The sequence below is a fragment of the Natrinema gelatinilyticum genome (genome assembly GCF_024266705.1).
GTDB lineage: Archaea > Halobacteriota > Halobacteria > Halobacteriales > Natrialbaceae > Natrinema > Natrinema gelatinilyticum.
This window is the reverse complement of the sequence record NZ_CP100756.1, coordinates 2,428,981-2,441,608: the sequence shown is the minus strand read 5'-3', so window position 1 is coordinate 2,441,608 and position 12,628 is coordinate 2,428,981. Positions and strand designations below refer to the sequence as shown.

Genomic DNA, 12,628 nt, shown 5'->3' with positions numbered 1-12,628 from the left:
CTCGCCAACGCTCCGTCGACCGTGCTGAAGGGGCGAGCAACGCTAGAAATACGCGTCATGAACCGCGAGTCCCTCGTCTTCTAGAATCGGTCCGTCGACGCCCGTTCTCACGTCGGCCCGGTCGAATACCTCCTCGCAGGGGATTTCGATCACGCCGTCGTCTCGAACGTCCGCGAGCGATTCGACGGGGACGCTGTAGACGACCCGCTCGAGCCCCGCGTACGCAATCGCGCTCGCACACATCGGACACGGTTCCGTACTGGTGTACATCGTACACGCCTCACGCTCGGCCGCCTCGAGTTCACGTGCGGCCCATCGGGCGAGTTTGAACTCCGGATGCGCCGCGATATCGTCCTCGGTGAGCGTGGTGTTCTCGGCCGTCCGGACGACATCGTCGTCGATCACGAGCAGCGAGCCGAAGGGCGTGTTTCCGTTCTCGACCGCTCCCTTCGAGAGTTCGATCGCCCGCCGTACGTAGGATTCGTCCGTCGACATACCCCGCTCTTCCGTCGCCGGCACTGAAATACTTCCTCTCTCGAGAACTCACGGGATGTCATGCACAGGAGAAGCCGCCGTCGACGACCAGCGCTTGGCCAGTGATCCAGTCGGCCTCGTCGCTCGCCAGGAACAGCATCGCGTTGGCGATATCTTCGGGCCGCCCGAGTCGCTTGAGCGGGTAGTGACGTGCCATCTTCTCTTTGGTTGCTTCCCACTCCGCATCGGTCCGATTCTTTCGAGGCATCGGCGTGTCCGTTACGCCCGGACAGACGGCGTTCGCCCGGACGCCGCTCGGACCGACCTCCGCCGCGACCGTGCGGGTGAAGTTGACGACCGCACCCTTCGTCAGCGAGTACGCCCCGAGTTGTGGCGCACCGATGACGCCGGCCAGCGAGGCCGTGTTCACGATCGCGCCCGATCCCTGCTCCCTGAAATGCGGGATGGCCGCCTGGCAGCCGTTCCAGACGCCCTTGATGTTTACGTCGATGAGACGGTCGCGCTCGTCCTCGCCGATTTCTTCGACCGCGGCGCGGCCATGGCTGATTCCGGCGTTATTGAGCATGATATCGAGACCGAACGCCGAGGCCGCTTCGTCGACGGCCGCATGAACCGCGTCCGAGTCGCGAACGTCGACTTCGAGTACCGTCCCCTCCTGCCCGGCGTCTTCGACCCGACCGACCGTCTCCTCGGCGCTCTCAAGGTCGACATCGGCAGCGACGATCGTTGCGCCCTCTTTGGCGAACAGTTCGGCGGCCTCCCGACCGAGGCCGGAGCCTGCGCCAGTGATAAATGCCGTCTTGCCTTTGAGTCGCATACCCATATCTCATTTCGACGTGATATAAAGTATGTCACACCGGAACCCGCTCGGGCTTCACCGGGGTACTGGCTTTCGATAGGAATCAGCACGCTCGTGACCAGAGCCCGGACGATGACGGGCTCGAGAGTGGGTTATCGCCACCAGCGGCGGTCGGTCGTTCCCGATGGGGTCAATCGTCCATGGGTGCGGTGCGGGCCTCGCGTTCGTCCCGTTCTTCGCGAGTCAGCAGCGGGGTTCCGTTCGCTTTCGGGCCGAGCCGGGGGCCAATGGGGGACTCGTCGGGATCGATCACGCGACGTTTCTCGTAGTCGGTCGACCGTTCGACGGGGATCCGGCCGATCGAACGAACGAGGTCGACGTAGTCGGCGAACGATCGGTACTCGCCAAACTCCCCGCCGGCCCGTTTGGTAATCTCCTCGGAGAGGATCGTCCCCATTAAGTCGTCGGCCCCACAGGAGAGCATCTTCACCCCCTGCTGATCGCCATACTTGACCCACGAAGACTGGATGTGATCGACGTTGTCGAGAAAGAGCCGCGAGACGGCGATCAGCAGCTCGTCCTCGTCAGTACTTGCGCCACCGGACACCACGTCGTGTTCGTACAACGGGGTATTCTGATGGATAAAGGAAAGCGGAACGAACTCCGTGATCGTCCCCGTCCGGTCTTGCAAGTCGCGGACCCGTTTGAGGTGCATCGCTCGGTGGGCTTCGTTTTCGACGTGACCGTACATGATCGTCGCCGTCATGTCGAAACCGACGGTCGCAGCGGCCTCCATGGCCTCGAGCCAGCCGTCGGTGTCGATCTTTCCAGGACAGATCACGTCTCTGACCTCGTCGACGAGGATCTCGGCGGCCGTTCCGGGGACCGTATCGAGCCCTGCATCACGCAACCGTCGGTAGACTTCTTCGTACGACCAGTCGGTCCCGCGTCGCGCGTGATACGCTTCTTCCGGCGTCATCGAGTGGACGTGCACCCCGCCGACGCTCATCGCGGACATCTGCTCGGTGTAGGTACCGGGGCTGGTCTCGTACAGGGCGGGGGACTTGTAGTTCACCTCCTTCGGGTTCGGATGAGCCTCGAGTATCTCCCGATGTTCGTCGTCGAGTGCGAACGCGGGGTGCAGTCCGGAAACGGACGTGACCTCGTAGATGCCGCGTTCGACCGCGTCGGCGACGATCTCTCTGGATTCGGCGGGCGTCTTCGTGAACCCCGCCGACTCGACATCGGTCTCGCGCTCGAAGGTGTGTGCGGCGTCTTTGAAGTTACAGAACAGACAGCCCACGTTACAGGCCGTCGTGACGTTGTTGTTCAGATTCGCGATGAACGTTACCTCCTCGCCGACGGTCTCTGCGCGGCGGCGGTCGGCTGCCTCGAGGACGCGTTCCTTACGAGTCCGATCGAGTCCCTCATGTTCCGTCCCCGTGGTGAGTAACTCGATCGCGTCATCGACCGTGAGCCGGTCGCCGTCGCGTGCCTTTGCCAGTGCGTTCTCGAAGGACTGGTCGGTCTCGGGAACGTGTTCGAACGTGAGGTCAGCCTCGGTCACCGGTCGCGCCATCGACGAAAGATTCCCGTACAGTGAGAAAAACGTGATGGATTTGTCGGCCCGACACGCGGATGTGTGGACCCGCCGCACACGGAGTTGCGGATTCGACACAGGAATTTGCTGGCCCGACATCCGCGGCTTTCGAACTGGACAGCGACGGCTTCGCGGGTCAAACGTCACGAACTGGGACGCCGTCCGTCCCCGGTTGGCCACTCCCGGACGTCCGACTCGACGAGACCGAGCAACGTCTTCCGGCGTTCGGTCAAATCCGAGAGGGACGCGGTGAACTCCTCGTTGGAAACGGTCGGGATTCCGGCGTCGCGAAGCGAATCGAGAGCCGGGTCGGGTGGCGATCGATCCGCGGGCTCGATGAACGTCTCGTGGAGCGTTCTGAGATAACTGTGGACACTCATCCGCGCGTTTTTCACGATTGTGTCGCTCGGACGGTCCGATTCGGAGACGCCAAACCGAAGCAGCGTGAGCGCGTCGTCGAGGATAGCGATGCTCGTCACCGGCGCACGGTCGCTTTGTCCGCTGTGGAAATAGTGCAGGATCGGGTACGCCTTGTGGTTCTCCGTGAGCGCGTTCAACTGCGAGGTGAGGTCGTTCAGGGGCACGTCGAGGCCGCGGAATTCGTTGCTGTCCCAGCTCGTTCGAAGAATTTCGTCGCTCCGCGTTCCGAGGCCGCTCACGCTGCTCGCGAACGACCGTTTCTGCGTGACGGCGTCGAGGACGGAAAGGACGTAAGTGACGCTCAGGGTGACGAACAACATTCCGCTGGCCGTCGTGAGCGTGGTCATGAGCTGCCAGATACCATCCCGTGGGGCGAAATCACCGTTTCCCAGCGTGAATATCGTGTATCCGGTGAAATAGAGACGGTCCAGCCAGGAGACCGGCCCGCCGTCGATCGTATCGATGATGGAATAGTCGGCGCTCGCAAAGATGAGCGTCCAGCCCGCCCAGAGGAGGAAAATCCAGACGGCGAGGCCGTTCACGAGACAGAGCGGTCCAGAGAGCGTGAGCAGACGGGAGTCCCGGTCTCCAATTCGTCGGAGTCCGCTCCACGTCCACACCAGTAACCGCGATGTGAGCGGACCCGCACCCCCCTCTACCCAGATCGTCGTCCACAGGAGATCCACGACGATGGTAGCGAGAAGAACGCTCCCGAGGGCAAAGCGGAGAAAATCCACTTCACCGCCACCTCGCGATTGAACGGCTTTCCGGGTCCCCGTCGCAGCCGAACTGCGAGCGATCGGACGCGGACTGTGCGACGTTTTGGACCGAAATCGGTCTGATCACGTACCCAGCTTCGTTCTCGAGCCGGAAAGGTCTCCGTTCGGCGTGTTCGCGCTTCGCGCCCGTCGCCGTCGAAACACCCGAACTGTTCGCTCTCGCCACAGACGAGTAACGCTCGTCGAACGCAGGTCGTGGAGTTATCGGCCGGGGCCGCAAACGGTACCACATGAGTTCTCGGACGCCCGAGGAGTGTATCGATCTCGCACTCAACGAGAGCGCCACAGCCGAAACGCGACGGGAGGCTATCAGCGAACTGAAGATGGCGAACGAGTGCGACGAACTCGAGCGACTCGTTCGACGGGAGAGTCTGGACGATCGGTACCGGCAGCAAACCCTCAAGGCGTTAGCGACGCCACAATGCCATTCAACACTGCGCGGACTCGTCGACGAAGGAGCCCTGAAAGAGCCGTTACGAGAGGACGCAACGGAACTGCTCGAGACCGTCGAAGACGACTGAGCGAACGACTCGCCGCTGATTCGTACTCGAGGGAGTTTCATCGTCGGTCGCCGGACCCCAATCGGATATTGAAACCTTCTTACGGTCCCGACACGGCAACTGAGGTATGAACTGCGGCGCCGAATGCGTCCCGGGGTGTCTCGCGTGACGAGCGTCAAAGAATTCCGCATCGAGGAAGAAGCGACCGCGACGGATCTCGGTCGCGGCTCGTTCGTCTTCACAGACGACTACTCGGTGTTCGACTGGGGAAAGATGCCCGATCAGATCCCGCAGAAAGGCGCGAGCCTCTGTACGATGGGCGCGTTCAACTTCGAACTCCTCGAGAGCGAAGGCGTCCCCACTCACTATCGGGGCGTCGTCAAAAATGGTGACATGATCGACCTCGACAACGCGTCGCACCCGCCCTGGGAGATGGCCATCGATCTCACGCAGGTGCCGGATCTGCCACACAAGGGCCGGGAGTACGAGTACGACCGCTACCACGACGCAGCTGGCGAGAACTATCTGATTCCGCTCGAAATCGTCTTCCGGAACCGCGTCCCGGTCGGCTCGAGTCTTCGGCGCCGGACCGAGCCATCCGATCACGACCTCGAATTCGACGAGTGGCCGGCGGAAGCTGTCGATCTGGACGTCCCAATCGTCGAGTTTTCGACGAAGTACGAGGAAGGCGACCGCTATCTAGAGCGTGGCGAAGCCGACGTAATCGCGGGCAAGGCCGATATCGAGGACCTTGCGTCGGTCGCCCGCGAGGTCAATCGGATCGTCACCGAACAGGCCAATAAAGCTGGATTGGTCCACGAGGACGGCAAGATTGAGTGCCTGTACTACCGAGGCGAAATCCGCGTCGCCGACGTCGTCGGCACGTTCGACGAGAATCGGTTCAGCTACGAGGGAACGCAGCTCTCGAAGGAGGTGCTGCGCCAGTACCACAAGCGCACCCAGCCCGAGTGGGTGCAGGCCGTCGAAGCCGCGAAAGCCGAAGCAAAACAAGCGGGCGTCGCCGACTGGAAGTCGCTCTGCGGCGTAGACCCCGAACCGCTCGCGGACGGCGTCCTCGAGACGGCCCGCGACATGTACTGTTCCGGTGCGAACGCGTACACCGGCCGTGAGATTTTCGACGCACCGCCGCTCTCGACTGCGATCGGTGCAGTTCGCCGTCTCTGAACGGATTTCGGCGAAACCCGACGCCGCTCGGTCGATCGACGCCCAGTTCGATGGGGATAGAGCGAGGAGGTGAATTTTCTCGGCTCGAACGCCCAGGAACGGTTCGCCGGTTCGACGGCCCGACTGCACTGTCTCGACCCGACAGCTCGACCGCATGGTATCGGCCCGGCTGCACGGATACCGTCGCTCAACGAGGACGGTCCGCGGACGAACTCTGGTACGTCCACTGGTATCGTTTCACAACAGGAATCGGACAAAGTAACCCTCATATGGGGGGATCAACCACGTTCGAGTGAGCGAAAATGACACTCGCAACAGCCAGTGGAATCGTGGCGGGTATCGTCCTGTTCAACCTCACTACCGGAGTCGCAACCGTCGCGAGCGTCGTCCTCGGACTCATCGTTCTCGCGATGGTCGGTCTCACCGCCGCATCTGCGTTCTCCGGAGAGTGGGCCGGCCAGAGAGACACGACGGCGACCGCATCGAGTACCGCCGAACCGAGCGACGACTGATACGGTCTGCTGTACCGATGTCCCGGTGCAACCGCGACCGTCCTGCGGGTGCACCGGCAATGACGTACAGGAGTCCGTATGAGGGTCGGTCCTACGTTTCTCGACGGGCATTGGACGACTAACGCGTCCGGTCGATATATGTGTCCGCTCGACCCAGTCGCACCCATGGAGACCGTAGTCACGGTGTACGGCCCCCTGCGGAGCGCGACAGGTGCGAAAACGGTGACACTCGAGTGGTCGGGTGGAACGGTCGCCGACGCCATGGCCGCCCTCGTCGACGCGTATCCGCGGGCGGAGGGCTACCTCTATGATGGCGATACCGTGCGACCGAGCGTCAGGGCGACGGTCGATGGAGAGCGCACCGGGTTCGAGCACCGAGTGCCGGACGACGCGACGCTGACGGTAGTTCCGGCCGTTCAGGGTGGCTCCGGGAAGCGGACGGATCCACCGAACTGACCGAAAATCACGACGGATCGGAGACCCAGACGACTGCTCACTGGCCACGCGCTGCCGTCTCAATCTCTTCCTTACCGGTCGTCGACGCTCGAATGTGTCGTCTCTCCGGCTCGTTTCCGAGCGACCTGAACGACGGTAGTACTCGGCATCCCCCGATTCTGCGGCGCGTTTTCGTCCACCGTCGGCGCTGTTATCTTCGAAACGATCCACACGATGCCGACCAGGAACACGATGCTGGCCGCGGTAATATTCGAAACGGAGGGGGACGTATCGTATGCGAGATTGTACAGACCGGTGAAGAGAAACAGAATGGAACCCATCAGACAGTAGATCGAGAGACTGTACGTGAAGGTCTTGTGTTGAATGCGAATGGCATTGTGTTCGACGCTCTTCTCTAAGTCTTTTATCACGTCAATTCGCCACTGATCCGAGACCGAACCGGATTCGACGTCGGCGATAACATCGTCGAACTCGTCTTCTTTCAGTCCGTCGTAATAGTCACCGACGTCGCGGGTCAACACTGCGAGTACGAGTGATAACAGCAAACTCACTATCCCGAAAATGATCGCGGGTTCGGCCAAAAATGGCTCGTAATATGTCAGGACATCCGCGCCAGAGGTTTGCGAGGGCGGAACTGGGAGGCCGACGTAGGGCGAGACGATGGCGACGAGCGAAACGATCCCCGAAGCGCCGGAAATCAGCGTAAAGAGGCTCGCTGCTTTCGCATCGGTGTACTCGACGGATTCGATCTGACTCGAGAGTTCACGCTCTCTGGCTTCTAGCAAATGCTCTTGAATTTCGACGCTTTTTGATCGTTGTGAACTGGCCATCACATGTGTTCAATCCGATGGCCAGAGACAATATCCTTTGGTGAATGGATTCCAGAATGTAATACACGGTCGAAACGAACAGGGCAGGGCGACACCGACGCCGTTCGACGCATCGCGTCGTTCCAACGGGAATATCGACCGGAGAACGTCATGTCGGCCAGGAGAAAGCGGCCGGCGCTAGAGCCCGTACTGCTCGCGCACCAGATGAGCGATATCCAAGTCCTCCAGGACGTCCATCGGCGCGAGCATGTCGAGTTGGACGACGCCGGGGAGCCTGCCGATCTGGACGCCGCCAGTGAACGTACACCGCGAGCGAACCTCGCCCTCGCTCATGGAGAGTAGTTCGGTCGCGCGGTCGAACGCGTTCTGCGTGGCGTCGTTGACGGTCGCACCGGAGCCGATCACCTGAATCGGACCCATGTCGTCTTCCACGTCGACACCGTGCTCTTCGCCGAGTTCACGCCCCGTTTCGCGCTCCCGGTCGCTGTACGGTTTGCTGATGAACGGGAGGTCCTCAGCGGTGGGCAGGAGGACCGGACCATCGAGTTCGAGGCCCTCGATGACGTCGACGTCCATCGTGACGGTGCCGCTTATGTCGGTCGTGTGCAGCGAAAGTTCACCGTCACCCTGATTCGCGTGCAAGTCACCGACGTAGATTCCGGCGCCATCGATCTTGACCGGGCAGATTAGCGTCGCGCCCGGCCGGACCTGCGGGACGTCCATGTGGCCGTCGGTGCGGGCCTCGAGGTCGGCTTCGCTCTCGAGGCCGTAGTCGTGTTCGGCGCCGATGAGGAACTGGCCGAAGTCGCCTGCGTTGTGCGAATCGGGCATCGTGATCGGCGGAGTCGTGCCGACGTTCCCGATGAACGGGCGCAGTCGTCCCAGGGTGCCGGGCATCTCGCCGGGTTCGTACAGTACGATGGGGTGCTGGCGCGAGTTCTCCGGGATGTCCATCACCTCGTCGGCGGTTTCGGCGAGGTCGTGGGCGCCGTCTTCGTCGAGCGTGATCCCGACAGTGTGGTCGTCGTCGAAGGCGACGGTATAGCCGTACTCGAAACCGAATGAAGAGGCGTTCGCACCGCACTCGGCGCACTTGATCGCGTCCTCGCCGGTCCCTTCGACGACGGTCTCCGGCCACTCGGTGCCACACTCCGGACAGCGGTGATCGACGAACGGGTCGTCACCGAAGGCGTCCTCCCGCTCGGCCATCGATCCCGTGCTCGTCGCCATACTCGTCACGTCGACGTCCCGAATGTGGAGCGCAACGGCGTCGCCAACCGACGCGCCCTCGACACGGATCGGTCTCGTCACCTCGTGTCCCCCGCGAAACTCCGGCGTGATCATCGGCCCCCAACACCCCGGCGGCGTATACGTCGTGACCGTCCCCCCGTCGGCGACGGTTCCTGCCCACTCTTGGTCGGGACCGACGAGACCGAGCGTGTACTGATCGACGTACAACTCCTGCTGTATTTCTTGCTGTGCCATGACATCCCATTGTACGTCGTCGGTTGCGATAAGGCTACCCGTGGACCCACGCGTACGCACCACCGACTCAAGCAGGTAGAGTCGGGGTATCGGGCTTCAGCCCCCACAGCACGCGGTCGGGACGAGTAGACCCTTTACGGCTGATACGGCCGAAATGAATTCGTTAAAGTGAGTCTCGTCCCATCTGTCGATCGATGACTGACTCGACAGACGAGGACGCACCCGCGTGTCACAAGTGTGGCGAACGGTCAGGACCGGCTTCTGAACAGCGCGTCGTGACGACCGTCGAAGACGGAACGGCGGTCTACCAGTACTTCTGTAGCGACGGATGCCTCGAGACCTGGGAGATGTCGAGGTCGGCCTGACGGACTGACGGCGGTCAGACCGGACGGAACCCGACCGATCACTGCGAATACCGATCCGAGGGACCTACTGGTTGTCGGCGACCGCGCTACCGATTCCGTCGACCGGCCGGTCCGGGGTGAACTCCCGGATTTCATCGGGCAGACCGAGCTGGTACGTATCGCCGTTCTCCCGGACGGACGTCCGGCCGCGATGGACCGAAATATCGCCGTTTAAGTGAAGCTGGACGGCTTCGAGCAGGGCGTCGGCTTCGAGCGGTTGGCCGCGATGTTTCATCTCCTCTACGTCGGCGTCGTCGGGCACGTCGAACGCGCGCTGGGTGATGATCGGCCCCTGATCGAGGTCGGTCGTGACGTAGTGGGCGGTGACGCCGGCGACGCGAACACCTTCCTCGACTGCCTGTCGGTAGGCCTCCGCCCCGGGGAACGCCGGCAACAACGAGGGGTGAACGTTGATGATGCGGTCTTCGTAGCGGAAGACGACGTTCGGGCTGAGAATGCGCATGTACCGGGCGAGAACGATCAGATCGACGTCGTACTCGGCGAGCAACTCGAGGAGGCGTTCCTCGTTTTGCTGGCCGCCCTCGTCGCCGACGTCGTGAAACGGAATGTCGTAGTGTTCGGCCAGTGGCTGGAGGTCATCGTGGTTGCCGATGACGACGCCGATGTCCGCGCCGAGGTCGTCGTTGGCCCAGGCCTCGAACAGCGCCTCGAGACAGTGGCTCTCCTTGGTGACGAGGACCGCGATCTGTTGCGTTTCGCGGTCGGCGGGGAACCGGACCTGAACGTCGAGTCCGAGGTCGTCTCCGAGGTCGTTGAGATCCGTCCGGAGCGTCGCCTCCGTACAGACCATTTCGGAGGTGTCGACGGCCAGATACATCCGGAAGACGCCGTCGCGGACCGCCTGGTCGAGATCCTCAATGTTGATTCCTCGCTCGAACAGCAGGCTGGTCACCCGGGCGACGAGCCCGGTATCGTCCTCTCCGATCACCGTGATTTCGGTTACGTCGGTCGTCAACGCTGCCACCTCCGCTCGAGCGATTGTCGATTCATCACGACGGATATCAATTTTCGAGCGGCTAAAAATCCTGCTTTCCGCGGTACCGCGTGAGAATTACCCACACTATCCCATCGATCCGACAATTTCCGTGGATGAATGGAACCGGTCGTCGCTCGCTGATCGTCCACCGCGTCACGCTCGTGCAACGCTGTGCCGCATCTTCTCGTCGACTCGTCCCGTGTCCACCGGTATCGACCACCACCGGAACCTGTAAGCCCCGGGTTAGGTTCGCTGTGGCCTGCGGTCGGATGCGGACCGTTCGCTCGAGCATCCCGGCCGATTGTCTGACGCCGTTCGGCACGATTTGTCGGTGTGTTCGCCGGTTCGATTGAGAAACCGAGCGTTCTTGGGGCGGTCCCTCGGTCGATCTGGTCTCCCGTGTCTGACGTATGACGGACGCTCTCGAGAGACCGCCACCCCGTCTCGCGAATGCGATTATTTTGTCCTACAACCGTTCGTAAATTGTCTGACAGGGATTTATACCTTCGTCTGTGGAATGACTTTTCAGTCACGTACAGTGACAGTCGCCAGCTGATAGGTAACTACAATGACGGCAAAACCACACGATTACGGACGATCACGAATCGATCGCGAACGGAAGACCGCGTTCGTTTCACACGACTGGACGGGTACCGACTCGCTGACGACGACGATCGTCTCGATGGTCGCTGAACTCTCCGAATCCGACCCAACCGAGGTGGAACGGCTCTACGACCAAATCGATCCCGAAAGCCTCGAGACGCTCTTCGCGCCGACGGGCGGGACCGCGGGCCGAAACATCGGCCAAGTGACGTTCCAGCTAGACGCGTACTCGATCACCGTCCACGCGACGGGCGACATCGTCGTTGCGCGCCCGGCGTGATCGCCGCCCGGCCGAGCGCCACCGGACACCGGCCGTGCGAGCGGCGACCTGTCATCGGGAGCGCCAGGTTGTGTCCACGTACGTGCATTGCAGGCAAACAACGAAAGCGTTTTTGAGCACGGTTACGGGGTATTAGATGATGACCGCCTACACCGCGACGGTGACGGTTCGACTCAAACACGGCGTGCTCGACCCCGAAGCCGAGACGACGAAAGGAGCCCTCGAGCGACTGGGCTTCGCGCTCGAGGATCTACGCTCGGCCGATCGCTTCGAGATCGATCTCGAGGCCGACTCCGCGGATGGCGCTCGCGATCGCGCGGGCGAAATGGCCGACCGACTCCTGGCGAATCCGACGATCCACGACTACGACGTGGAAGTCGACGAACGGTAGATGGTGGGTTCCAGTACCCGTATCGAGTCCGGCAGTCACGGCACTGCGGGGTGGCGACTGTGACGGTCTCGATAATTCGTTTCGGCGGTTCGAACTGCGACCGCGACGCCGAACGCGCTCTCGCACACCTCGACATCGACGCCGAGATCGTCTGGCACGAAGACGGTCTGCCGCCAGATACGACGGGCGTCGTCCTGCCAGGAGGCTTTTCATACGGCGACTACCTGCGCGCAGGGGCGATGGCGGCCCGCTCGCCGATTATGACCGAGATCCGCGACGCTGCGGCCGAGGGCGTTCCGGTCCTCGGCATCTGCAACGGGGCACAGGTCGGCTGCGAGTCCGGCCTCACCGAGGGAGCGTTCACGACCAACGAGAGCGCTCGCTTCCAGTGCGAACACGTCTATCTGCGCGTCGAACGAGACGACACACCGTGGACGGCCGCCTACAGCGAAGGCGACGTCATCGAAGTTCCGATCGCCCACGGCGAGGGCCGCTACGAGACCGACGACGATAGACTCACGGAACTGGAAGACGAGGGCCAGATCCTCTTTCGGTACTGTGACGAGAACGGGACGACCGGACCCGAAGCGAACCCTAACGGATCCAAACACGACGTTGCCGGTGTCCTCGGCGAGCGCGAAACCGTCGCGGTGTTGATGCCCCATCCCGAGCGCGCCACCCTCCCCGACGTCGGCCCGACGGACGGCCAGGGTATCCTCCGGGGATTCGCTAACACGGATACGATCGCATAGCGGGCACGAGCGGGGGGCTGACGGTACGTTCGCTCACGGTCGGGGGGTAACTTGTTTTATGTCGGTCGACACAGTCGGCTCACTCGTTTGACACCGGCTCTCGCCGCAACAGACACCGATTCAACTGCCAGTGTTCCACG

The 12,628-nt window shown here is 62.1% G+C and carries 15 protein-coding genes; 8 read left to right on the top strand and 7 right to left on the bottom strand.

Annotated elements, in window-relative coordinates; translation table 11 throughout:
• Positions 1 to 42: 42 nt before the first annotated feature.
• The 4 genes from NJU76_RS11980 to NJU76_RS11965 form a co-directional block, all read right to left on the bottom strand.
• Complete coding sequence (locus NJU76_RS11980) at positions 43 to 495, bottom strand: nucleoside deaminase (RefSeq protein WP_254528805.1); 453 nt, start codon at positions 493 to 495, stop codon at positions 43 to 45.
• 58 nt (positions 496 to 553) lie between these two features.
• Complete coding sequence (locus NJU76_RS11975; protein ID WP_254528803.1) at positions 554 to 1,312, bottom strand: SDR family NAD(P)-dependent oxidoreductase; 759 nt, start codon at positions 1,310 to 1,312, stop codon at positions 554 to 556.
• A gap of 172 nt (positions 1,313 to 1,484) precedes the next feature.
• Positions 1,485 to 2,873, bottom strand: a complete 1,389-nt coding sequence (gene cofH, locus NJU76_RS11970) for a 7,8-didemethyl-8-hydroxy-5-deazariboflavin synthase subunit CofH (protein WP_254528801.1) — start codon at positions 2,871 to 2,873, stop codon at positions 1,485 to 1,487.
• Between the two features lie 164 nt (positions 2,874 to 3,037).
• Positions 3,038 to 4,051 (bottom strand): potassium channel family protein, encoded by a 1,014-nt coding sequence (locus NJU76_RS11965; protein ID WP_254528799.1) that lies wholly within the window; start codon positions 4,049 to 4,051, stop codon positions 3,038 to 3,040.
• 272 nt (positions 4,052 to 4,323) lie between these two features.
• Between NJU76_RS11965 and NJU76_RS11960 the strand changes: the two genes are divergently transcribed.
• The 4 genes from NJU76_RS11960 to NJU76_RS11945 all read left to right on the top strand — a co-directional run bounded on the left by NJU76_RS11960 (position 4,324) and on the right by NJU76_RS11945 (position 6,746).
• Complete coding sequence (locus NJU76_RS11960) at positions 4,324 to 4,614, top strand: hypothetical protein (protein ID WP_254528797.1); 291 nt, start codon at positions 4,324 to 4,326, stop codon at positions 4,612 to 4,614.
• Between the two features lie 144 nt (positions 4,615 to 4,758).
• Positions 4,759 to 5,778 carry a phosphoribosylaminoimidazolesuccinocarboxamide synthase gene (locus NJU76_RS11955; RefSeq protein ID WP_254528795.1) on the top strand — a complete coding sequence of 340 codons (1,020 nt, stop codon included), beginning with the start codon at positions 4,759 to 4,761 and terminating at the stop codon, positions 5,776 to 5,778.
• 302 nt (positions 5,779 to 6,080) lie between these two features.
• Complete coding sequence (locus NJU76_RS11950) at positions 6,081 to 6,290, top strand: hypothetical protein (RefSeq protein WP_254528793.1); 210 nt, start codon at positions 6,081 to 6,083, stop codon at positions 6,288 to 6,290.
• A gap of 165 nt (positions 6,291 to 6,455) precedes the next feature.
• On the top strand, positions 6,456 to 6,746 hold the full coding sequence (locus NJU76_RS11945; protein WP_254528791.1) for a MoaD/ThiS family protein: 291 nt from the start codon (positions 6,456 to 6,458) through the stop codon (positions 6,744 to 6,746).
• Positions 6,747 to 6,817: 71 nt separating this feature from the next.
• Here NJU76_RS11945 and NJU76_RS11940 read toward each other — a convergent pair whose 3' ends face one another.
• Together NJU76_RS11940 and NJU76_RS11935 are read right to left on the bottom strand one after the other, a co-directional pair.
• Positions 6,818 to 7,576, bottom strand: a complete 759-nt coding sequence (locus NJU76_RS11940) for a hypothetical protein (RefSeq protein ID WP_254528789.1) — start codon at positions 7,574 to 7,576, stop codon at positions 6,818 to 6,820.
• Positions 7,577 to 7,753: 177 nt separating this feature from the next.
• Positions 7,754 to 9,061, bottom strand: a complete 1,308-nt coding sequence (locus tag NJU76_RS11935; protein WP_254528787.1) for an acetamidase/formamidase family protein — start codon at positions 9,059 to 9,061, stop codon at positions 7,754 to 7,756.
• Positions 9,062 to 9,255: 194 nt separating this feature from the next.
• Between NJU76_RS11935 and NJU76_RS11930 the strand changes: the two genes are divergently transcribed.
• Positions 9,256 to 9,426: a DUF7576 family protein gene (locus NJU76_RS11930; protein ID WP_254528785.1), complete on the top strand. Its 171-nt coding sequence runs from the start codon at positions 9,256 to 9,258 to the stop codon at positions 9,424 to 9,426.
• A 64-nt stretch (positions 9,427 to 9,490) separates the two neighbouring features.
• Here NJU76_RS11930 and NJU76_RS11925 read toward each other — a convergent pair whose 3' ends face one another.
• Complete coding sequence (locus NJU76_RS11925; protein ID WP_254528783.1) at positions 9,491 to 10,450, bottom strand: formyltetrahydrofolate deformylase; 960 nt, start codon at positions 10,448 to 10,450, stop codon at positions 9,491 to 9,493.
• Between the two features lie 580 nt (positions 10,451 to 11,030).
• Between NJU76_RS11925 and NJU76_RS11920 the strand changes: the two genes are divergently transcribed.
• The 3 genes from NJU76_RS11920 (at position 11,031) to purQ (ending at position 12,488) form a co-directional block, all read left to right on the top strand.
• Positions 11,031 to 11,345, top strand: a complete 315-nt coding sequence (locus tag NJU76_RS11920; protein WP_254528781.1) for a HalOD1 output domain-containing protein — start codon at positions 11,031 to 11,033, stop codon at positions 11,343 to 11,345.
• Between the two features lie 139 nt (positions 11,346 to 11,484).
• On the top strand, positions 11,485 to 11,736 hold the full coding sequence (gene purS, locus NJU76_RS11915; protein WP_254528779.1) for a phosphoribosylformylglycinamidine synthase subunit PurS: 252 nt from the start codon (positions 11,485 to 11,487) through the stop codon (positions 11,734 to 11,736).
• Between the two features lie 59 nt (positions 11,737 to 11,795).
• A complete protein-coding gene (gene purQ, locus NJU76_RS11910) occupies positions 11,796 to 12,488 on the top strand; it encodes a phosphoribosylformylglycinamidine synthase I (protein ID WP_254528777.1) in 693 nt (230 codons plus the stop codon).
• The last annotated feature ends 140 nt before the right edge of the window (positions 12,489 to 12,628 follow it).